The 20,883-nt window shown below is 61.0% G+C and carries 18 protein-coding genes and 1 tRNA gene; 13 read left to right on the forward strand and 6 right to left on the reverse strand.

The features are described 5' to 3' along the window. Window positions 1–17: 17 nt before the first annotated feature. A complete protein-coding gene (locus tag VOI23_RS07960) occupies window positions 18–1,355 on the forward strand; it encodes a mechanosensitive ion channel family protein (protein WP_323783901.1) in 1,338 nt (445 codons plus the stop codon). Window positions 1,356–1,361: 6 nt separating this feature from the next. Further along, window positions 1,362–2,552, forward strand: coding sequence for a TIGR03862 family flavoprotein (locus VOI23_RS07965; protein WP_323783904.1), 1,191 nt, complete (start codon window positions 1,362–1,364; stop codon window positions 2,550–2,552). Window positions 2,553–2,640: 88 nt separating this feature from the next. On the opposite strand, the gene VOI23_RS07970 is transcribed toward VOI23_RS07965, so the two are convergent. Both VOI23_RS07970 and VOI23_RS07975 read right to left on the reverse strand, forming a co-directional pair. Continuing rightward, window positions 2,641–2,716 (reverse strand) — tRNA-Lys (locus tag VOI23_RS07970). An 80-nt stretch (window positions 2,717–2,796) separates the two neighbouring features. Continuing rightward, window positions 2,797–4,101: a calcium-binding protein gene (locus VOI23_RS07975; protein ID WP_323783906.1), complete on the reverse strand. Its 1,305-nt coding sequence runs from the start codon at window positions 4,099–4,101 to the stop codon at window positions 2,797–2,799. Window positions 4,102–4,200: 99 nt separating this feature from the next. On the opposite strand from VOI23_RS07975, the gene dapF reads away from it, so the two are divergent. From dapF to VOI23_RS07995, 4 genes are all read left to right on the forward strand, one after another. Then, a complete protein-coding gene (gene dapF / locus VOI23_RS07980; protein ID WP_416376516.1) occupies window positions 4,201–5,043 on the forward strand; it encodes a diaminopimelate epimerase in 843 nt (280 codons plus the stop codon). After that, window positions 5,040–6,302 (forward strand): tRNA (N(6)-L-threonylcarbamoyladenosine(37)-C(2))-methylthiotransferase MtaB, encoded by a 1,263-nt coding sequence (mtaB, locus tag VOI23_RS07985; RefSeq protein WP_323783908.1) that lies wholly within the window; start codon window positions 5,040–5,042, stop codon window positions 6,300–6,302. Before dapF ends, mtaB begins: the two co-directional genes overlap by 4 nt. Before the next feature lie 61 nt (window positions 6,303–6,363). Next, window positions 6,364–6,987 (forward strand): FMN-binding negative transcriptional regulator, encoded by a 624-nt coding sequence (locus tag VOI23_RS07990; protein ID WP_323783910.1) that lies wholly within the window; start codon window positions 6,364–6,366, stop codon window positions 6,985–6,987. A gap of 55 nt (window positions 6,988–7,042) precedes the next feature. Then, window positions 7,043–7,648: a glutathione S-transferase gene (locus tag VOI23_RS07995; RefSeq protein WP_323783912.1), complete on the forward strand. Its 606-nt coding sequence runs from the start codon at window positions 7,043–7,045 to the stop codon at window positions 7,646–7,648. A gap of 164 nt (window positions 7,649–7,812) precedes the next feature. Here the strand turns inward: VOI23_RS07995 and VOI23_RS08000 are convergent, their stop codons facing one another. Beyond that, entirely contained in the window at window positions 7,813–8,472 is a 660-nt protein-coding gene (locus VOI23_RS08000; RefSeq protein WP_323783914.1) for an outer membrane protein, read from the reverse strand. Between the two features lie 237 nt (window positions 8,473–8,709). Between VOI23_RS08000 and petA the strand changes: the two genes are divergently transcribed. Genes petA through VOI23_RS08015 form a run of 3 tightly spaced genes read left to right on the forward strand, consistent with a single transcriptional unit; the run spans window position 8,710 to window position 11,400 of the window. Further along, complete coding sequence (gene petA / locus VOI23_RS08005; protein ID WP_323783916.1) at window positions 8,710–9,270, forward strand: ubiquinol-cytochrome c reductase iron-sulfur subunit; 561 nt, start codon at window positions 8,710–8,712, stop codon at window positions 9,268–9,270. Between the two features lie 12 nt (window positions 9,271–9,282). Further along, on the forward strand, window positions 9,283–10,596 hold the full coding sequence (gene petB, locus VOI23_RS08010) for a cytochrome b (RefSeq protein WP_323783919.1): 1,314 nt from the start codon (window positions 9,283–9,285) through the stop codon (window positions 10,594–10,596). A gap of 15 nt (window positions 10,597–10,611) precedes the next feature. Beyond that, a complete protein-coding gene (locus VOI23_RS08015) occupies window positions 10,612–11,400 on the forward strand; it encodes a cytochrome c1 (protein ID WP_323783921.1) in 789 nt (262 codons plus the stop codon). A gap of 173 nt (window positions 11,401–11,573) precedes the next feature. On the opposite strand, the gene VOI23_RS08020 is transcribed toward VOI23_RS08015, so the two are convergent. After that, entirely contained in the window at window positions 11,574–12,827 is a 1,254-nt protein-coding gene (locus VOI23_RS08020; RefSeq protein ID WP_323783923.1) for an FAD-dependent monooxygenase, read from the reverse strand. A gap of 44 nt (window positions 12,828–12,871) precedes the next feature. Between VOI23_RS08020 and VOI23_RS08025 the strand changes: the two genes are divergently transcribed. The 4 genes from VOI23_RS08025 (at window position 12,872) to VOI23_RS08040 (ending at window position 19,233) form a co-directional block, all read left to right on the forward strand. Continuing rightward, on the forward strand, window positions 12,872–14,206 hold the full coding sequence (locus tag VOI23_RS08025; RefSeq protein WP_323783925.1) for an amidase: 1,335 nt from the start codon (window positions 12,872–12,874) through the stop codon (window positions 14,204–14,206). Window positions 14,207–14,349: 143 nt separating this feature from the next. Beyond that, a complete protein-coding gene (locus VOI23_RS08030; RefSeq protein ID WP_323783927.1) occupies window positions 14,350–15,528 on the forward strand; it encodes an aminotransferase class I/II-fold pyridoxal phosphate-dependent enzyme in 1,179 nt (392 codons plus the stop codon). A 16-nt stretch (window positions 15,529–15,544) separates the two neighbouring features. Further along, a complete protein-coding gene (locus tag VOI23_RS08035; protein ID WP_323783929.1) occupies window positions 15,545–18,550 on the forward strand; it encodes a DNA translocase FtsK 4TM domain-containing protein in 3,006 nt (1,001 codons plus the stop codon). Window positions 18,551–18,624: 74 nt separating this feature from the next. After that, entirely contained in the window at window positions 18,625–19,233 is a 609-nt protein-coding gene (locus VOI23_RS08040; protein ID WP_323783930.1) for an outer membrane lipoprotein carrier protein LolA, read from the forward strand. On the opposite strand, the gene VOI23_RS08045 is transcribed toward VOI23_RS08040, so the two are convergent. Beyond that, a complete protein-coding gene (locus tag VOI23_RS08045; protein WP_323783932.1) occupies window positions 19,234–19,824 on the reverse strand; it encodes a transglycosylase SLT domain-containing protein in 591 nt (196 codons plus the stop codon). Between the two features lie 134 nt (window positions 19,825–19,958). Continuing rightward, a complete protein-coding gene (locus VOI23_RS08050) occupies window positions 19,959–20,840 on the reverse strand; it encodes an AEC family transporter (RefSeq protein WP_323783934.1) in 882 nt (293 codons plus the stop codon). Between the last annotated feature and the right edge of the window lie 43 nt (window positions 20,841–20,883).

Here is a 20,883-nt window from a genome sequence, read left to right on the forward strand (position 1 = left end):
TTTGCATGGAGACGGGTATGGAATTCGATCTGCAGGACCAGCCGGAAATCCTGCGGCAGGTGGCAGGATATGCCTTGCAGGGTTGGGATCTGGTCAGGTCCTGGGCGCAAAGCCCCGAAGCCTGGTCGCAATTCGCGCTGCTGCTGCTGGCCTGGTTGATCGCGCTCTTTGCCACAAAACGGGCCCGCCCGCCGTTGCAGAACCTGCTGACGCCGGAACCGGGCAATGAAGGCCTGTTTGCCAGGGCGCGGTTGTTTGTCCGGCAATTCCTGCCGCTGTTGCTGCCTTTGCTGGCCTATATCCTGACCGGGATCGGCGAAAGCGTGGTCCGTTCAATCTTTGATTCCGGCGCGGTGATCGCGTTCGGAAAACGCATTTTCCTGTTCATCGCGGTCCGCGCGATGGTGCGCGACATCATTGCGGATTCGTTTTTCAAACTGATGGGCAAATACGTTTTGCTGCCGATGGCCGGGCTCTATGCGCTGGACCTGTTGGCGCCGGTCGCTCAGAAACTGGACGAAACCGTACTGCCTCTAGGCAACCTGTCCTTTTCGCTGCTCGATCTGGTCCGGTTCGTCTTGATCGGCGGAATTGTTTTCTGGCTTGGCCGATGGTCGAATGATCAATCCGCCAGCCTGATCCGCAAACAGGACGACATGCGCCCGGCGACCCGGCAATTGGCCGAAAAAGCCGCCGAGATCGCCATATTCGGATTGGCCTTTCTGGTTTTCATGAACATCATGGGCATCCCGCTGACATCGCTTGCGGTGTTGACCGGGGCGATCGGTGTCGGCCTTGGCTTCGGGCTTCAGAAAATCGCGTCGAATTTCATTTCCGGGGTGATCCTGCTGCTGGAGGGTCAGGCCACCGTCGGCGACTATGTCGAACTCGATGGCGGCGAAGCGGGAACCATCGTCAAGATGACCGCGCGGGCGGCGATCCTTGAAACTTTTGACGGGCGCTGGATTGTCGTGCCGAACGAGGATTTCATCATCACACGGGTGGTGAATTATTCCGACAGCGGATCGGCCAACCGGTACGAGGCGGCGTTTTCGGTCAGCTATGACACCGATATCAATCTGGTACCGGGGATCATCGAAACGGCGGTCAGAAAACTGCCCTTCGTGCTCAGCGAACCCGATACCCCCGATTGCGAATTGCGCGGCTTCGGCGACAGCGGCGTCGATTTCGCGGTGGAATTCTGGGTCGAAGGCATCGATGACGGCCAAAACAAATACACGTCGGAAGTGCTGTTCGCGGTCTGGAACGCACTGAAAGAGCACGACATCGAAATTCCCTACCCGCATCGCGTGGTTGAACTGAAGGGGGCAACCTTGACCCCTGAAAAGGGTTGAGCGGTGATGGCGGAACGGATTTCAGCGCTGGTGATCGGGGCGGGTCCTGCCGGGCTGATGGCGGCGCAGGAACTGGGCCGGGCGGGCGTGGCCGTCGTCGTGACCGATGCCAAACCCTCGGTCGCGCGCAAACTGCTGATGGCGGGAAAATCGGGGCTGAACCTGACCAAGCAGGAAGGGTTTGAAACCTTCCTGAACGCCTATGGCGATGCTGCGCCAGCCCTGCGGCCGATGTTGCGGGAATTCGGACCCGATCAGGTTCAGGATTGGGCCAGAGATCTGGGCCAAACCCTGTTCACCGGATCGTCGGGCCGGGTATTCCCCGAGGCGATGAAAGCCTCGCCCTTGCTGCGCGCCTGGCTGGGTGAACTGGCGCGGTTGGGGGTCGAAATCAGGCCGCGCTGGCGCTGGGTCGCATGGAACGGCACCTTAGGCTTTGACACGCCGCAGGGACGGCAGGATCTGCACCCCGATATTTGCGTGCTGGCCTGTGGCGGCGCCAGCTGGGCACGGCTGGGATCGGATGGCGCTTGGGCCAGCCTGTTCGGCAGGGGCGATCTGGCACCCTTCCAGCCTGCCAATATGGGGTTCATCGTCGACTGGTCGGATCACATGTGGCAGCATTTTGGCCAGCCGTTGAAAAACATTGCCCTGCACGTTGGCAACCGCGCGGTCCGCGCCGAATGCGTGATTTCGCAGCGTGGACTGGAAGGGGGCGGCATCTACGCGGTGTCGCGTGACCTGCGCGACGGCGGGGCGCTGCATCTCGATCTGTTGCCCGACCTGACGGTTGACGATATTCGCGCCCGTCTGGCGCGGATCGGGCCAAAGCAGAGCCTGAAAAATCGCCTGCGCAAGGGGCTGAAGCTCGATCCGGCGAAGCTGGCCCTGATCATGGAATGCGCCCGGCCCTTGCCCGCCGATATCGCCCCGGTGCTGAAACATCTGCCAGTGCCCCTTGCCGGTCCGCGCCCGATGGACGAAGCGATTTCAACCGCTGGCGGGCTGCGGTTCGGGGCGCTGGACGACGCCCTGATGCTGACCGCGCATCCCGGCACCTTTGCCGCCGGTGAAATGCTCGATTGGGAGGCCCCGACGGGCGGCTATCTGCTGACCGGCTGTCTCGCCACCGGTCGCTGGGCAGGGCGCGCGGCAGCGGAATATCTGCGCCGGCAATCCTCGCCGACATCCCGGTGATGTCATTGTCTTTGCAAAAATAACCACAGCCGCGACAACCGGCTGAACCTCGGTCCGCGCTGCGGTTTCAAGTCTGATCTTGTGTAAGTGGTGAGCCGTGCAGGATTCGAACCTGCGACCCACTGATTAAAAGTCAGTTGCTCTACCAACTGAGCTAACGGCCCACTGTGGAGGCGCTTCTAGAAACTAGGGACAGGGGGGTCAACCCCTAAAACCAAGAAGCGCTTACTTTTCTGCCCACGCCTCATACCAACAGTTCATGACCGGCCTGATCGATGTTCAACGTGATGCTATCAAGCGCCCCGCCATCGACCAGCGCCCACAGGATCTGCCCGGTGGGGCGGTAGATCACGAAGGCCTCGGCGACCTCCGCCTGACCCGCGCCTGGCGTGTTGGCGAAATTGACTTGGTACTGCGACGCATGATGGGCGTCGTCGACCACAAGCGCGTCGCCCTCGGCGTCGGAAAAATCCTGAATCCAATCGGTGCCATGCCCAGAGACCCCGGCATGATAGAACCGGTCGGCCCCGGCCCCGCCATTCAGACGGTCATGACCGTATCCGCCATTGAGAAAATCCATGCCGTCATTGCCAAACAAGATGTCACTGAACCCACCGCCAGAAAGGATGTCATTTCCGGATTGACCAATGATTGTGTCCACCCCGTGTTCCCCGGCGAGCGTATCGTCCCCATCGCCACCGTATAGGATATCGTTGCCATACCCACCAAAGGCCATGTCATTGCCGGCTCCGGCATCGATACTGTCGCCTTGGTCGTTTTCAGCGCCGTTCTCAATCCCGGCAACCATCCAGCCGAAAAGAGAATCGTTTCCGTCGCCGCCGCCAAGCGTGTCGCGGCCCAGTCCGCCGCGCAACGTGTCATCGCCTCCCCTGCCCAGCAGCAGGTCATCTCCGTTAAGGCCGAAGAACTGGTTGGGTTCTTCATCATCGCTATCATAGTAGTTATCGTCACCCTGGGTCAGATAAGCCACCGCATCCGGGTCCCATTCAACTGACGCATCCGGTACGATCCCGTCTGGGAAATAGTCGAGCATGGAAGGCCGCGCCGTGGCAGCGGTCAGATCCGAAATTGATATGAATGAACCATGCGCGAACGGTCCGTCGGTGAGTTCGGTCCGGGGATGCGCCACAGTATCGGTCCAGAACCGGTAAAACTCAGACGCGGATTGAAGGAGCGCATCGTCCAGACGGTCACCGGCCACCCAGTAAATCCGCTCCGAATACCCGTAGGCGGCCCGATAGAAGACCGTTGTGTTCCCGTCACCCCAACTGACCGAATGGAAGCTATTGAAATCGGCAGAAACGTTCCAATTTCCCAGTCCCCATCCGCTGTCCCATGCGGGATATTGCGACTGGGATTGATAGGCTCCGGCGATTGTTACCTCGCTGACAGTTCCGTCCTCGGTGAATCGAAACCCGTCGGTTTCATCTATCGCTGCGACGATCATGTAGTAGTTCATCGTCCAATAAGTCGACGTTGTTCCAGTATAGTCGCTGCGCGACCATCCGTTGAAAACGTAATTTGGCATGCAAAACCTGAAACTTATAGAACAATGAACGTAGCATGGATGGATCGTCCGATTTTTTCAACTTTCTGCGGGCTGGAAACTTTTTGGCCTTAGACGTATATGCCGCTCATGGGTGCCGGGGAACATATCACATTGCCGTTCATGAAAATGCACGGGCTGGGCAACGACTTTGTCGTTGTCGATGCGCGCGCGCACCCCGTCGTGTTGCCGCCCGAGCTGGTGATCGCCATCGCCGACCGGCACAAGGGTGTCGGCTATGACCAATTGGCGGTGATCGAACCGGGCGCGGGCGACGCGCATCTGGTCTTCTACAATTCCGATGGGTCGACCTCGGCGGCCTGCGGCAATGCCACCCGCTGCATCGCCCGTCACCTGATGGATGAAACTGGCCAGCGCGAATTGCACCTGACCACGGATCGCGGCGATCTTTACGCGGTGGATGCCGGAAACGGTCTGACATCGGTCAATATGGGACAGCCGCAGCTTGTCTGGGATGAAATCCCGCTGGCCCGCGAAATGGACACGCTGGAACTGCCGATTGAGGGTTCCCCCACCGCCACCGGCATGGGCAACCCGCATTGCACCTTTTTCGTGGACGATGCCGAGGCGGTCGATCTGCAATCGCGCGGTGCCGAAATCGAACATCACCCGCTCTATCCCCAGCGCACCAATGTGCAGTTCGCCAGTGTAATCGCGCCGGATCATTTGCGCATGCGGGTCTGGGAACGCGGCGTCGGTGTCACGTTGGCCTCCGGGTCGTCATCCTGCGCCACCGCGGTGGCGGCGGCACGCCGGGGATTGACCGGGCGCTCGGTGCGCATTGATCTCGACGGCGGTTCACTACAGGTCGATTGGCGCGACGATGGTGTCTGGATGACCGGTCAAACCATGCATGTTTTCACCGCGTATCTGACACCGGACTTTCTGGACTCGGTCGGATGAGCGCGAAACCCCCGGTCTTTGCCACGCTCGGCTGTCGGCTCAACGCCTATGAAACCGAAGCGATGAAGGATCTCGCCAAACAGGCCGGGGTCGAAGGCGCCGTTGTGGTCAATACCTGCGCCGTCACCGCCGAAGCGGTGCGCAAGGCGCGGCAGGAAATCCGCAAGCTGCGCCGCGAAAACCCCGACGCCCGTCTGATCGTCACCGGTTGCGCCGCCCAGACCGAACCGGACACCTTTGCCAAGATGGTCGAGGTCGATCTGGTCATCGGCAATGCGGAAAAAATGCAGCCGCAGACATGGGCCAATATGGGCCCCGATTTCATCGGCACCACCGAAAAGGTTCAGGTCGACGACATCATGTCCGTGACCGAAACCGCCGGTCACCTGATCGATGGGTTCGGCACCCGCAGCCGCGCCTATGTGCAGGTGCAAAACGGCTGCGATCACCGCTGTACCTTCTGCATCATCCCCTATGGCCGGGGCAATTCTCGCAGTGTTCCCGCCGGCGTGGTGGTCGATCAGATCAAGCGGTTGGTGGACAAAGGCTATAACGAGGTCGTGCTGACCGGGGTCGACCTGACCTCATGGGGCGCCGACCTGCCAGCAAACCCGAAACTGGGCGATCTGGTGATGCGCATCCTGAAACTGGTGCCCGATCTGCCGCGCCTGCGGATCAGCTCGATCGATTCCATCGAAGTCGACGAAAACCTGATGCAGGCCATCGCCAGCGAACCCCGGCTGATGCCGCATCTGCATCTCAGTCTGCAACATGGCGACGACCTGATCCTGAAACGGATGAAACGCCGCCACCTGCGTGACGACGCGATCCGCTTTGCCGAAGAGGCAAAGAAACTGCGCCCCGACATGACCTTCGGCGCCGATATCATCGCCGGGTTCCCGACCGAAACCGAGGCGCATTTTGAAAACTCGCTGAAACTGGTCAGCGATTGCGATCTGACCTGGCTGCATGTCTTTCCCTATTCGAAACGCGAAGGCACCCCTGCGGCGAAGATCCCCAATCAGGTCAACGGCAATGTGATAAAGGCCCGCGCCGCCCGTCTGCGCGAAGCGGGCGCGGCGCAGGTCGAAAAACACCTGGCGCAGCAAATCGGCCAGACCCACCGCATCCTGATGGAAAACCCGCATATGGGCCGCACCGAACAGTTCACCGAGGTGACGTTCAAGACCGCCCAGACCGAAGGCGCTATCGTCGAGGCACGCATTTCCGGCATCTCAGGCGATCAACTGACCGCATAGGGCTTGCCTCTGGCGCGGCGTTGCGGAACCCTGCGCGCGATACGCAATCAGAGGGCCCACCATGCATCCCAACCCCATTTACCGCAAGGCATCGCGCCAGCAGAACCTGGATTTTGCGAAGGCGACCGGCTTCGGCATCCTTGCCGCCGCCGATGACGGTGGTGCGCCGCTCATGTCGCATATCCCCTTCCTGATCGAAGGCGACGATGTGATCTTTCACTTGGTCCGCTCGAACCCGATCGTGCCGCTGCTTAAGGGGCCGCGGCAGGTGAGGTTCGCGATATCCGGCCCGCACGGCTATATCTCGCCCGACTGGTACGGGATCGAAGACCAGGTGCCGACCTGGAACTACGTCGCGGTCCACCTGACTGGCCCGGCGGAACTGCTGCCGCAGGATGACCTGCTCGGCGTGCTCGACCGGTTGTCGGACCGTTTCGAAGCCGATCTCGCGCCGAAACCGGTCTGGAAAAGCGATAAGATGCCGGAACAGGCGATGACCCGGCTAATGCGGATGATCGTTCCGGCGCGGATGCGAATCGAAACCGTCGACGGGACATGGAAACTGGCCCAGAACAAACCCGAAGCCGCCCGGATCGCCGCCGCCGACGCGATGCAGGCAACCGGTTTCGGCACCGAGCTTGCCACCCTCGCGGGGCTGATGCGCGACCTGCCCCCGGATGAATGATGGACAGCACCGCATCCGGTGCTAATCTCAACGCCGCAAAGAGGAAACCAAACCCATGAAACTCGTATATTCCCCCGCATCGCCCTTCGTCCGCAAGGTCGCGGTGGTGCTGCATGAAACCGGGCAATTCGACGATGTCGACCTGTTGCCGGTGAAAACCACGCCGGTCTCGACCCCGGCCGAACTGCAATCGGCCAACCCGCTGGGCAAGATCCCGGCGCTGATCCGCGGCGACGGGCCGGCGATCTATGACAGCCGGGTGATCTGCCAGTTCCTCAACGACCGCGCCGGCGGCGGGCTCTATCCCGATGCCAGCCGCTGGGAGGTGATGACGCTCGAAGCCACCGCCGACGGCATCCTCGATGCCGCGGTGCTGATGGTCTACGAAAGCAGGGTGCGGCCCGCTCACATGGTCTATGACGACTGGGTCGAGGCGCAATGGGAAAAGGCGTCGCGCGGGGTCAGGGCGGTCAATGACCGTTGGATGGCACATCTCACCGGTCCGCTGAATATCGGCCAGATCGCCATCGCCTGTGCGCTCGGATACCTTGATTTCCGTCATGCCGATCGCAACTGGCGCAAGGGCAACGACGCGCTTGACGACTGGTTCGCGGTGTTTTCCGAACGCGACAGCATGACCGCCACCCGTCCCGGCGACTGACGGTTTCTTTTTGGTTGAAATACTCTGGGGTGAATGCTTTGAAAATCATTTCGATTTTCAAGGCAGAGGGGCAACGCCCCTGACCCCCGTGGCGTCAGGCCAAAGGCCTGCGCTGCGGAAAACCTGCGCGCGCCTGTGGGCGCGCACCGGTCACCCGCTCTGGTTCAGAATGAAAAATTCACGCCGACATTCAATGCGTTGGTGATGATTCGCGTATGCAGATCGCCACCACCGGTCAGGTCCACATCATTGTTTGAAATGGTGAACTGGTATTCGCCGAACAGCGCCCAGCGATCATTCAGCTTGTAGCTGGCCCCGGCCGTCAGTCGCGCCGCCGGACTGGTATACTGATATTCATAGGTATGCACGCCACCCGATGGGGTGATGTCCACATGCGGAATCGCGACACCGATCCCGGCACCGACATAGGGGGTGAACTTGTCCCATTTGCCGGGCCAGCGCTTCATGTAGTTCACCGTCAGGATGTTAAGGCCATCGGTGAATTCCAGCCGGGTGAATTCCGGCGACATATCCGCCCCGGCATAAACCTTGTCATGGCTCAGCTCGAAGCCCCAACCCCAGTTGCCGCTTTGCCAGAACGTGACGCGGGCCCCGTAATAGGGTGGCATGGAAAAGGATTTGCCATCCCATCCGATCAAATTGCTGAAAGGACCGGGATAATCCACCCCGGCCGGCAGAGTCCCGCTGGCCCGGCTGTGCGGCGAGGTCTGCCAGCCGCCATAGAGGCTGAGCTGCGTTTCAGCAGCCGCGGCGGAAGCAAGGCAAACGGTTAAGGCGGTGGAAGCAAGCAACAGGCGAGACATCTGGTTCCCCTTCTGAATGAAAGCGACTGTAAAGCAATTTTTACTGGCGAAATAGGCCCGATACGAGGGCTGTGCAACCGCGACACTTCCGCACCTGTTGCTTTCGCGCAACCCCAAAGCGTCATTGTCTGCTGGACTGAGCGGGAATCCCCCGCTAAATAGCGCCACGGAAAGGCTGCGTAACCCGCGGCCCCAACCGCTATAGGCCCGATGCGGCCGAAGAATGGAGAGAACCTCGTGTCCCACGCAGAAGATCACGAAGGCACCCGCAGGGACTTCCTGTATTACGCCACCGCAGGCGCCGGTGCCGTAGCCACAGGTGCCGCAGTTTGGCCGCTTGTCAATCAGATGAACCCCTCCGCCGACGTCAAGGCTCTGGCCTCGATTCGCGTCGATGTTTCTGGCATCGAACCGGGCACCCAGCTGACCGTTAAATGGTTGGGCAAGCCGGTCTTCATTCGCCGCCGGACGCAAGAAGAAATCGATGCGGCCCGTGCTGTGGATCTGAATGATCTGATCGACACGAAATCGGAAAACGCCAACAAACCCGGCACCGACGCGTCGGACGTGAACCGCACGCTGGACGAAGCCGGCGAATGGTTGGTGATGATCGGCGTATGTACCCATCTCGGCTGTGTGCCGATCGGCGATGGCGCCGGTGATTTTGGCGGTTGGTTCTGCCCCTGCCACGGCTCGCATTACGATGCCGCCGGTCGTATTCGCAAAGGCCCCGCACCGCGGAACCTGGATGTGCCCGTCGCCGTCTTCGAAGACGAAACCACGATCAAGCTGGGTTAAGGGAGCGTAAGCATGTCCGGAATTCCTCACGACCATTACGAGCCCAAATCGGGCGCTGAAAAATGGCTGCACAGCCGTCTGCCCATCGTTGGGCTGCTTTATGACACTCTGATGATCCCCACCCCGAAGAACCTGAACTGGTGGTGGATCTGGGGCATCGTCCTGGCCTTCTGCCTGGTGCTGCAAATCGTCACCGGCATCGTCCTGGTGATGCATTACACCCCGCATGTCGATCTGGCCTTTGCCAGCGTCGAACACATCATGCGTGACGTGAACGGCGGCTTCATGCTGCGCTACCTGCACGCCAATGGTGCTTCGCTGTTCTTCTTCGCGGTCTATGTCCACATCTTCCGCGGTCTGTTCTACGGCTCCTACAAGGCACCGCGCGAAATCACCTGGATCGTCGGCATGATCATCTATCTTCTGATGATGGCCACCGGCTTCATGGGCTATGTTCTGCCCTGGGGTCAGATGTCGTTCTGGGGCGCAACCGTGATCACCGGCCTGTTCGGCGCGATCCCGTTCATCGGTGAAACGATCCAGACCTGGCTCTTGGGCGGACCGGCAGTGGATAACGCCACGCTGAACCGCTTCTTCTCGCTGCACTACCTGCTGCCCTTCGTGATCGCCGCGCTGGTCATCGTCCATATCTGGGCGTTCCACACCACCGGCAACAACAACCCCACCGGGGTCGATGTCCGCAAGGGATCGAAGGAAGAGGCCGAAAAAGACACCCTGCCATTCTGGCCCTATTTCGTGATCAAGGACGTGTTCGCCCTAGCGATCATCCTGGTGGTGTTCTTTGCCATCGTCGGCTTCATGCCCAACTTCCTGGGCGAACCCGATAACTATATCGAAGCCAACCCGCTGGCGACGCCCGCGCATATCGTTCCGGAATGGTACTTCCTGCCGTTCTACGCGATCCTGCGTGCCTTCACCGGCGATGTCTGGGTGGTGATGTTCGCAAGCTGGATCACCGGCGGCATCGTTGATGCGAAATTCTTCGGTGTGCTGGCGATGTTCGGCGCGATCATCGTGATGGCTCTGGTGCCTTGGCTGGATACCAGCCGGGTCCGCTCGGGCCGGTTCCGCCCGCAGTTCAAGTGGTGGTTCTACCTGTTGGTGGTCGACTTCATCGTGCTGATGTGGTGCGGCAGCCAGCCGCCCGAAGGCATCGCACCGATGCTGTCGCTGATCGGCTCTGCCTACTGGTTCGGTTATTTCCTGGTGATCCTGCCGATTCTGGGCGTGATCGAAAAACCGACCGCGGCCCCGGCCACGATCGAGGAAGACTTCAACGCCCATTATGGCAAACCTGCCGAATAAGAAGGAAACGGGATAATGCTTAAGAAACTTGCGATTACCGCAGTTGCGGCCCTGACCTTCTCGGCAGGTGGCGCAATGGCCAGCGAAGGTGGTCAGATCCACGACGTGGACTTTTCCTTCGAAGGTCCGTTCGGCAAATTCGACCAGATGCAGCTGCAGCGCGGCCTTCAGGTCTATACCGAGGTCTGTTCGGCCTGCCACGGCATGAAATTCGTGCCGATCCGCACGCTGGCCGACGAAGGTGGCCCGGCACTGCCCGAAGATCAGGTTCGTGCCTATGCCGCGCAGATGGACATCTACGATGCGGAGCTTGACGATACCCGGCCCCGCATTCCGGCGGATCACTTCCCTGAATCGTCGATGTCCAACGCCCCCGACCTGTCGCTGATGGCGAAGGCGCGCAAAGGCTTCTCGGGGCCGAACGGTCTGCTGGTCAACCAGCTGTTCAAGGGGCTGGGTGGTCCGGAATACATCACCGCGATCCTGACCAGCTATACCGGCGAGGAAAAGGAATCGGCAGGCACGACGTTCTATGAAAACACCGCCTTCCCGGGCGGCTGGATCGCCATGCCGCCGCCGATGGCGGGTGAGGATGTGGAATATGCCGACGGTCATTCGAATTCGCTGCATCACGAAGCCGAAGACGTCGCTGCGTTCCTGATGTGGGCTGCGGAACCCAAGATGATGGCGCGTCAGCATGCCGGTTTTGTCGCCGTGCTGTTCCTCAGCGTGTTGTCGGTGCTGCTCTATCTGACCAACAAACGCCTCTGGGCGCCGATCAAGAAAAAAGCGAAGGAAGCGTAAGCTTCGCAGTCGCGTCTGATCTTAGAAAGCCCCGCTTCGGCGGGGCTTTTTCTTTGCGCGGAGGAGGAGCAGAAGGCACTCTGTCGCGCGGCCCATTGGGGGCGCTGCCCCCGCCGTTGAAAATCTGTCGATTTGCAACGCCTCCCCCGGGATATTTTTGAACAAAAGAAGGCTTAGCGCATCAGTTCGGGCAAGTCGCCCGTTAACCCGGCAGCTTCGCGGATGAAATTCCGCCGCAGCGGCGGCAACGCGTTGATCAACCCCATGCCCAGATCGCGGGTCGCCCGCAGCAATGGGTTGTCGTTGGAAAACAGCCGGTTGGTCAGGTCGGTGGTCAGCGCCAGCGTGGCGGTGTCGAACCGGCGCCATTCCTGATAGCGGTCCAGCACCAGCGATGACGCGATATCTTCACCGCGGCGGCGCGCTTCGGTCAGGACTTGCGCCAGGGCAGCGACATCGCGCAGCCCCGCATTCAGCCCCTGACCGGCAATCGGGTGCATGCCATGGGCGGCATCCCCGATCAATGCCAGCCGGTCGCCGACAAAACTGTTGGCGACGGTCAGGGTGAGCGGATAGGTGAATCGGTTTCCGGCCAGACGAATGTCGCCCAGGAAATCGCCAAAACGTGGCCGCAAGACCTGCATGTAATCGTCATCCGGCAATGCCTGGAACAGGGCAGCGTTTTCATGGGTTTCCGACCATACGATTGACGATTTGTTGCCCGGCAAAGGCAGGATGGCCAGCGGCCCGGGTGGCATGAAGAACTGATGCGCGATGCCGTGATGCGGCAGATCGTGTTCGATGGCGCAGACCAGCGCGGTCTGGCCGTAATCCCAGCCGCTGCGGCTGATCCCGGCCCGTTGCGCGGTGCCCGAATTGCGCCCGTCGCAGCCGATCAGCAAACGCCCGCGCAGGGCTTTGCCGGAAGCCAGCGTCACGCTGATCCCGGTCGCATCCGCGGCCTGTGCGGTGACGGTTTCGCCATCCAGAACCGTGATCTGGTCGCTTGCGGCCATCGCATCGAACAGGGCGCGGCGCAAAAAACGGTCTTCCAGCATGTAGCCCATCGGGCCTTCTTCGATCTCGGCATGGTCGAAATGCAGGAAAAAGGGCGACAGCGGCCCTTCGCCGGCGCGCCCGTCGCTGACCTTGATTTCCAGCATCGGCTGACTGTGACCGGCCAGCGCGGGCCACAGCCCGATATTGGCCAGAAGCCGCTTTGAGGCCAATGCCAGCGCATAGGCGCGGCCGTCGAAATCGTCCCGGGCCTGGGCGGCGCGGGGCAGGCTGTCGATCACCGTGACACCGAAACCGGCCCCGGCAAGCGCCAGCGCCAAGGCCGGGCCGTTCAAGCCGCCGCCGACAATCAGGATATCGCTGTCATATTCCATGAGATGCAATATGCAGCCCTGATCGGGATTGTCCATGCGCCGCGCTGCCGCTACCGTTCGGAAAAACGCAGGAGATGACGATGCAGGACTGGTTGAAAACAAGCGCGGCGGACTTGGGCCGGGGGATCGGGGAAGGATCAATCGACCCGGTGGCGCTGACGCAGACCTATCTCGACGCGATCGCGGCGCATCCGTTCCGCGACCGCATCTATGCCCGCGTTACCGCCGAGCGGGCGCTGGCCGAAGCCACGGCCGCCGCCGAACGGGCCCGCACCGGGTTCCGGCTGTCACCGCTCGACGGGGTGCCGATCAGTTGGAAAGACCTGTTCGATACCGCCGGGGTGGCGACCGAAGCCGGGTCGGCACTGCTGAAGGACCGGGTGCCGGAGGCGGATGCGCCGGTGCTGCGCAACGCCACTGCGAATGGTCTGGTCTGTCTGGGCAAAACCCATATGAGCGAACTGGCCTTTTCCGGTCTGGGGCTGAATCCGGTGACCGAATCGCCGCCCTGCGTCAACGACCATGACGCGGTGTCGGGCGGATCGTCCTCGGGGGCGGCGACGTCGGTCGCTTTCGGGCTGGCGGCCTGCGGCATCGGGTCGGATACTGGCGGGTCGGTGCGAATCCCGTCAGCCTGGAACGATCTGGTCGGGTTGAAAACCACCTCGGGGCGGATTTCGCTGCAGGGCGTGGTGCCGCTATGCGAAAAATTCGACACCGTTGGGCCGCTGTGCCGCACGGTCGAGGACGCGGCGCTGATGCTGGCGCTGCTTGAAGGCGGCAAACCGGCGGATCTGCGTGGCGCGACGCTGAAGGGCAAGCGCTTCGCGGTGCTGCAGACCGCAGTGCTGGACCCCTGCCGCCCGGAACCGCTGAAAGCGTTCGACGACGCGGTGGCGAGGTTGGCCGATGCCGGGGCTCAGATCACCCGAATCGACGCGCCCGAAGTGGCGCAGGCGATGGATCTGGCCGCAATCCTGTTCACCACCGAAGCTTACGGCACCTGGCGCGAAGTGATCGAGGCCAACCCGGGCCTGATGTTCGACCGTATTCTGGACCGGTTCCGGGGCGGCGCGCATCATCTGGGTGCCGACTACGTCGCCGCCTGGCAGGAATTGGAAGGCTATCGCAATCGTTGGTACACCCGTGTCGCCGGATATGATGCGGTGCTGTGTCCTTCGGCCCCGAACCTGCCACCGAAACTGGACCGGCTGATGGGCGATGATGATTATTACGTCACCGAAAACCTGCTGACGCTGAACAACACAAGGGTCGGCAACCTGATGGGCAATTGCGGCGTGTCCCTTCCTACCGGGGTGCCCAGCTGCGGTATCCTGTTCAACGGGTTGCCGTTTCAGGAAGAACGCCTGCTGCGCATCGCGGCGGCGGCCGAGACAGTTTTGACCGCCGGGTAAGCGCTGGTCGGGGATGGCGGGCTACGTCAAAAAGGTCACAGCTGCCCCGACCCGGTCCGCAATAATCTGGACGAAAGCCATGTCATTGGGTACTCTGACAAAAAGCGGGGCGAAAACGATCCCGTAACCTGAGGCAGTACCAGATGTTTCCCGAGCGGTTTTCGAACCTACCGGCTTATGCTTTTCCGCGTCTGCGCGCCCTGTTGGATGCGCATGAACCGGGCGGCGAGGTCATACATATGACGATAGGCGAGCCGCGGCACGCCTTTCCCGATTGGGTGGCCGGGATTCTGGCCAAGAATATCGACGGCTTTGGGAATTATCCGCCCAATGATGGCACACCCGAATTGCAGGCGGCGATCAGCGGCTGGATCAGGCGGCGCTATGGCGTTGCGGTCGATCCGGCGACACAGGTGATGCCGCTGAACGGCACCCGCGAGGGGCTGTATAACGCCGCGATGGCGCTGATCCCGGAACGCAAACACGGCCAGACGCCCGTGGTTCTGATGCCCAATCCGTTTTACCAGGTCTATATGATCGGGGCGATTTCGGTGGGGGCCGAACCGGTTTTCGTCCCCGCCACCAAAGAAACCGGCCACCTGCCGGATTTCACCGCCTTGCCCGACGATGTGCTCAATCGCACTGCCGTCGCCTATATCTGTTCGCCGGCCAATCCGCAGGGCGCGGTGGCCGACCGGGCCTATTGGACCGATCTGATCCGGTTGGCGGAAAAGCACGATTTCCGCATCTTCGCCGATGAATGCTATTCCGAGATTTACCGCGACGACCCGCCGGTCGGCGCATTGCAGGTGGCGCAGGATCTGGGCACCGATCCCGAACGGGTGCTGATTTTTCATTCGCTGTCGAAACGCTCGAACCTGCCGGGTCTGCGTTCGGGTTTTGTCGCTGGTGGGCCGGACTGCCTGCGCCGGATCAAGCAATTGCGCGCCTATGCCGGGGCACCGCTGCCGCTGCCGTTGCAACGGGTGGCCGAAGCGGTTTGGGCGGACGAAGAGCACGTGATCGAAAACCGCCGCCTGTATCGGGAAAAATTCGATATCGCGGATGAGATATTTGGGGATATCCCCGGCTATCACAGCCCGCAGGCGGGGTTTTTCCTGTGGCTGCCGGTCGAGGACGGCGAACAGGCCGCGCTGAAACTGTGGACCGAAACCGGGGTCCGGGTTCTGCCGGGTGCCTATCTGGCGCGCGACGTGAACGGGTTCAATCCGGGCAAGAATTATATCCGGGTCGCCATGGTGGCCCCGAAACAAGACATGCGACGCGGGCTGATCCGGCTGCGCGAATGCATTTATGACTAAAAGAACGAGGGCAGGAATGGCATATCAGACACGAGGGCGCGATCCGCTGTTTGACAGCGACATGCAGGCCGCAATCGAAAGACGCGGCAAAGAACTGCTGGGCATCGTCCTGGCGCTGCTGGGTCTGGCAGTGGCGGCAATGGTGTTTTCCTACCACCCCGAAGACCCGTCTTTCATGTCTGCCACCGATGCACCGGTGCGCAACTGGCTGGGCCGCCCCGGTGCCTCAATCGCTGCGTTCCTGTTCGTGGTGGTGGGCAATGGCAGCTGGATCCTGTCGCTGGCGCTGATCAGCTGGGGCCTGCGTCTGGCACTGCATTACGGTTCTGATCGCGCCTTTGGCCGGTTGATTTTCCTGCCGATCCTGATCGCGGTCACCTCCGTCTATGCCGCCACGCTGGTTCCGGGCAGCGACTGGATTCACGGGTTTGGCCTTGGCGGGCGCTTTGGCGATACCATTCTGGGCGCGGTTCTGAATTTCCTCCCCGTCGGGATGAGCTTCGGCCTGAAACTCGCCTCGGTGCTGTTGGCGCTGGCGATGATCGGGTTGGGAGCCTTCGTTCTGGGCTTTACCGTACCAGAACTGCAGTTGATCGCACGGTTCCTGCTGGTCGGGATCATCATGGCCTATGCCGGCCTGATGACGGCTTTGGGCAAGGGCGCGACCGGCGCGGTCAGCGCCGCCCAGACGATGCAGGCCCGCACTGCCGCCCGGCGTGAAACCCGCAATAAGCTGGCGCAGGAACAGGCTGATTGGCAGGCCCAGACGGGCTCGGCCGAATACCCCGAATATCACGAAGAGCTGTTCGAAGAAGACCCCGAACCGGCCCGGCCCAGCCTGCTGAGCCGGATGCCCGCGCTCATTCGCCGTCCCGAACCGATGCCCGACCAAATGCCGGAACCCGAACTGGTCGAACATCACAGTATGGCCGCTGTCGATGCCCCCGGGGACGAGCGGATCAAGGCCAAGATTGCCGACGTGATCCGCAACCGGGTGCGCGACACTCCAGCTTTGCAAACCCAAGCCGCGACGCCGCTGACCAAGGGCCGTGGCCGTGGGCCCGATCCGCTGGTGCTTAATCCGCATCCCAACGCCGCCTTGCCGCCCGAACCGCCGCTGACCGGGGGCGCCACCGCTCAGGCACGGGCCGATGCGGCTCCGCTGGTCACGCCGCGCCGGATACAGCCGTTGCAGCCCGAACCGGTCTCTGAATACCAGCCCGAATATTTGCCCGAGCAGTTGAATGAACCTCTGGCCGATCCCGAATACGCTCCCTTTGCGGAAGAAGTCCCGCACGAAGAGGTGCCCGTCGTCCAGTTCCCGCAAGCTGCTGGCAATCAGACGGATTATCGACCCGCCTCCGACCCCGCCCCGGTGGCGCCGCGCGCCATTCCGGTGCCGGAACCGCGCAAGGTGGTGCAGCATCTCAACCGTAAACCGGTGCAGCCTTCGACCCGCGCCCGGGCCGAAGCACAGCCTTCGCTGCAATTCGAAGAAAAAAACCGCCCCGTTTATGATCTGCCGCCGCTCAACCTGTTGACCAGCCCGGCCAGCATTCAGCGCCATCATCTCAGTGATGAAGCGCTGGAAGAAAACGCCCGGATGCTGGAAAACGTGCTGGACGATTACGGCGTCAAAGGCGAAATCGTGTCGGTCCGCCCCGGTCCCGTCGTCACCATGTACGAACTGGAACCCGCGCCGGGTTTGAAAGCCTCCCGCGTGATCGGGCTGTCCGACGATATCGCCCGCTCGATGTCGGCGCTGTCGGCACGGGTCTCCACCGTTCCGGGCCGGTCCGTGATCGGCATCGAACTGCCCAACGAAAACCGCGAAAAAGTCGTGCTGCGCGAAATCCTGTCGGCGCGCGATTTCGGTGACAGCAACATGAAACTGCCCCTGGCTCTGGGCAAGGATATCGGCGGCGATCCCATCGTCGCAAACCTTGCCAAGATGCCTCACCTTCTGATTGCCGGGACCACGGGGTCTGGTAAATCGGTAGCGATCAACACGATGATCCTGTCGCTGCTCTACCGGCTGACGCCGGAAGACTGCCGGCTGATCATGATTGACCCGAAGATGCTGGAACTGTCCGTCTATGACGGCATCCCGCACCTGCTGTCGCCGGTTGTCACCGATCCGAAAAAGGCCGTGGTTGCCCTGAAATGGGTCGTTGGCGAGATGGAAGACCGCTATCGCAAGATGTCCAAAATGGGCGTGCGTAACATCGACGGCTACAACAGCCGCGTCGCCGATGCGCTGGCGCGGGGCGAAACCTTTAGCCGCACGGTGCAGACCGGATTTGACGACGATACCGGCGAACCGGTGTTCGAGACCGAGGAAATTACCCCCGAAAAAATGCCCTATATCGTCGTCATCGTCGATGAAATGGCCGACCTGATGATGGTCGCGGGCAAGGAAATCGAAGCCTGCATTCAGCGCCTCGCGCAGATGGCGCGGGCCTCGGGTATCCACCTGATCATGGCGACGCAACGGCCCTCGGTCGATGTGATCACCGGTACGATCAAGGCCAACTTCCCGACCCGGATTTCGTTCCAGGTGACCTCGAAAATCGACAGCCGCACCATCCTCGGGGAAATGGGCGCCGAACAACTGCTGGGCATGGGCGACATGCTCTATATGGCTGGCGGGGCCAAGATCACCCGTTGCCACGGGCCCTTCGTGTCCGACGAAGAGGTCGAGGAAATCGTCAACCATCTCAAGGCCTACGGCCCCCCCGATTATATCGGCGGCGTGGTCGAAGGCCCGGACGAGGACAAGGAAAGCGATATCGACGCGGTGCTGGGCCTTGGCGGCAACACCACCGGCGAAGATGCGCTTTACGATCAGGCCGTGGCCATCGTGATCAAGGATCGCAAATGTTCGACCTCCTATATCCAGCGCAAACTGGCGATCGGCTATAACAAGGCCGCCCGATTGGTCGAACAGATGGAAGACGAACGCGTCGTCAGTGCCGCCAACCATGTCGGTAAACGCGAAATCCTTGTGCCCGAACAACAATAAACGGTCCGGCCCTCTCGCGGAAAAGTGAAACGGGGGCCGGCTGTAATCGGACGCGAAACCCCTAGATTGGTGACATGATCAAACCACGCAGCCTTTTCGCCCCCGCCGCCGCGATGCTGGCCCTGACCCTGCCGGTTTCGGCAGAACAAATTTCGCTGAACGATCTGTCCGCCTATCTGAACCGGATGAAAACCGCCAAGGCGAATTTCACCCAGATCAACGATGACGGCACGATTTCAACCGGCACGCTGATGCTGAAACGGCCCGGGCGGATGCGGTTCGAATATGCCAGCCCTGACAATACGCTGGTTCTGGCCAGTTCTGGCGCGGTGGCGATCTATGATCCGAAAACGCCGGATAACGGGCCGGAAACCTATCCGCTGAATCAGACGCCGCTGTCGATCATCCTCGACGAACGGGTGGATCTGGCGCGCGCTAATATGGTGGTGGGGCACGATTATGACGGCACCGCGACCACCATCACCGCGCAGGACCCCGATCACCCCGAATACGGCAATCTACAGCTGGTGTTCACCGACGATCCGGTGCAATTGCGGCAATGGGTGATCAATGACGATGCCGGCTCCAGCACCACCGTGGTGCTGGGTGCGATGGAAACCGGCGTTGCCTTGAACAACCGGTTGTTCACCATCACCCAGCCCGATCAGCGCGACAATCGCTGATCAGCGCAGCCTGCGTTTGCAGCTGTTCAGCTGGGCCTGATACATCCGCGATCTTTCGTCGACATTCCCGGCAATCCGCAGCAGCCAGCTTTTGCGCTTGTGGCTGCCGCGCGCATATCCGGCATGGCCCTCGTGATAGGCCAGATACTGATTGCGGGTATCGCTGAGAGACACGCCATTCTTTTCGCGTGTCTTGTTCATGTACCAGCCCATGAAATCGGTCGCGTCCCGGATATTGTCGCGTTTTGCGCGGAAAGATCGGGTTTCGCGGCGATATTCGTCCCATGTGGAATCGATCGCCTGGGCATAGCCATAGGCTGAACTTTGCCGCCCCATTGGGATCACGCCCAGCACGAACCGGTAGGGTGTGCGGGCATTGCCGATGAATTTGCTTTCCTGATGGATGGTCGCCATCTGCACATGCACCGGTACGCCCCAACGGCGTTCGGTTGCCTTGAAGGCGCGACCGTATTTCGGGCGCTGGCTGAGGATCGAACAGGCGTTATCCAGATTCCGCGGCGCGGTGAAATTTCCGCCGCCGCAGGATGCCAGCACCATCAACAGGACCAATGCGCGAAGAGTTCTGCTCATCTGCCTCTCGCTTTCTTTGTTTTTTGCTACACTCTAGCGGAAATCAAAGCGTCTGCAAATGGGGGATGCTGTCACATTCAGGTCAGTTCAGGGCCGCAAAGGCCGCTATATCCGGATCGCGGCCCCCGGCGCCGTTACAGCAGTACGCTCAGCATCAGCGGGATCGCGATCACCGACATCAGGGTTGAAACCACCACCAACCCGGCCACCGATTCCGCGTCGGCGCCGTATTTTTCCGCCAACAGGTAAGACGTCACCGCAACCGGCGTTGAAACCTGGATCACCAATACGGCAAAGGCGATATCATCAAGCTGGAACCACCGCCCCACGGCCCATGAAATCGCGAAACACATCGCTAGCTTGACCATCGAAATCCAGGTTGCCTGGCGGATATGGCCCGGATGCATCCGCGCCACCGCCACGCCCAGCGTGATCAGCATCATCGGGATCGCCATCTGTCCGACCAGATCCAGCGCGTTGGTCACAAAAACCGGCGTATGCCAGCCCTGCCACAGGAAAATCCCGCCCAAAATCGTGGCCCCGACCAGCGGTTCCTTGACCACCTTGATCAAAGACCCGCCCCCCGCGACCAACCAGACGCCAAAGGTAAACGACCAGATCGCCATGATGGCAAAGACGACAACGGCATATCCCAATCCGGCCTCGCCAAAGGCGAACAGCGCCAGCGGCAGACCGACATTTCCGGTATTGCTGAAAATGATCGGCGCCATATAGGTGCGCAGATCCAGCCGCCCGATCCGCACCAGCGCAAAAGCCGCAAGCGACACCACCGCATAGACCGCGACCGAGGCCAACGATAGCGTGGTTAACGCCTGCGGGTCGATTTCGGTCTTCATCAGCGCAGTAAAGATCAGGCAAGGCACCGAAAGCGTCATTGCCAACTGGGTGACGAATCGCACGGGGTAATCGAAGCCGGCTTTGACCCAGGCAAAACCGATGGCCGCCAGCATGAACACTGGCGCTGTGATTTCGATTACTGTAAAGGCAAGGTTCACAGACTGTTTCCCTTAAATTCCGGCTTCAAACATGGACATTTAC

The organism is Thalassovita sp., from assembly GCF_034670005.1.
GTDB lineage: Bacteria > Pseudomonadota > Alphaproteobacteria > Rhodobacterales > Rhodobacteraceae > Thalassobius.

Coding starts and splice junctions, on each gene's coding strand:
- VOI23_RS07960 (WP_323783901.1), top strand. CDS start 18: ATGGAATTCGATCTGCAGGACCAGCCGGAAATCCTGCGGCAGGTGGCA.
- VOI23_RS07965 (WP_323783904.1), top strand. CDS start 1,362: ATGGCGGAACGGATTTCAGCGCTGGTGATCGGGGCGGGTCCTGCCGGG.
- VOI23_RS07975 (WP_323783906.1), bottom strand. CDS start 4,101: ATGCCAAATTACGTTTTCAACGGATGGTCGCGCAGCGACTATACTGGA.
- dapF (WP_416376516.1), top strand. CDS start 4,201: ATGCCGCTCATGGGTGCCGGGGAACATATCACATTGCCGTTCATGAAA.
- mtaB (WP_323783908.1), top strand. CDS start 5,040: ATGAGCGCGAAACCCCCGGTCTTTGCCACGCTCGGCTGTCGGCTCAAC.
- VOI23_RS07990 (WP_323783910.1), top strand. CDS start 6,364: ATGCATCCCAACCCCATTTACCGCAAGGCATCGCGCCAGCAGAACCTG.
- VOI23_RS07995 (WP_323783912.1), top strand. CDS start 7,043: ATGAAACTCGTATATTCCCCCGCATCGCCCTTCGTCCGCAAGGTCGCG.
- VOI23_RS08000 (WP_323783914.1), bottom strand. CDS start 8,472: ATGTCTCGCCTGTTGCTTGCTTCCACCGCCTTAACCGTTTGCCTTGCT.
- petB (WP_323783919.1), top strand. CDS start 9,283: ATGTCCGGAATTCCTCACGACCATTACGAGCCCAAATCGGGCGCTGAA.
- VOI23_RS08015 (WP_323783921.1), top strand. CDS start 10,612: ATGCTTAAGAAACTTGCGATTACCGCAGTTGCGGCCCTGACCTTCTCG.
- VOI23_RS08020 (WP_323783923.1), bottom strand. CDS start 12,827: ATGGACAATCCCGATCAGGGCTGCATATTGCATCTCATGGAATATGAC.
- VOI23_RS08025 (WP_323783925.1), top strand. CDS start 12,872: ATGCAGGACTGGTTGAAAACAAGCGCGGCGGACTTGGGCCGGGGGATC.
- VOI23_RS08030 (WP_323783927.1), top strand. CDS start 14,350: ATGTTTCCCGAGCGGTTTTCGAACCTACCGGCTTATGCTTTTCCGCGT.
- VOI23_RS08035 (WP_323783929.1), top strand. CDS start 15,545: ATGGCATATCAGACACGAGGGCGCGATCCGCTGTTTGACAGCGACATG.
- VOI23_RS08040 (WP_323783930.1), top strand. CDS start 18,625: ATGATCAAACCACGCAGCCTTTTCGCCCCCGCCGCCGCGATGCTGGCC.
- VOI23_RS08045 (WP_323783932.1), bottom strand. CDS start 19,824: ATGAGCAGAACTCTTCGCGCATTGGTCCTGTTGATGGTGCTGGCATCC.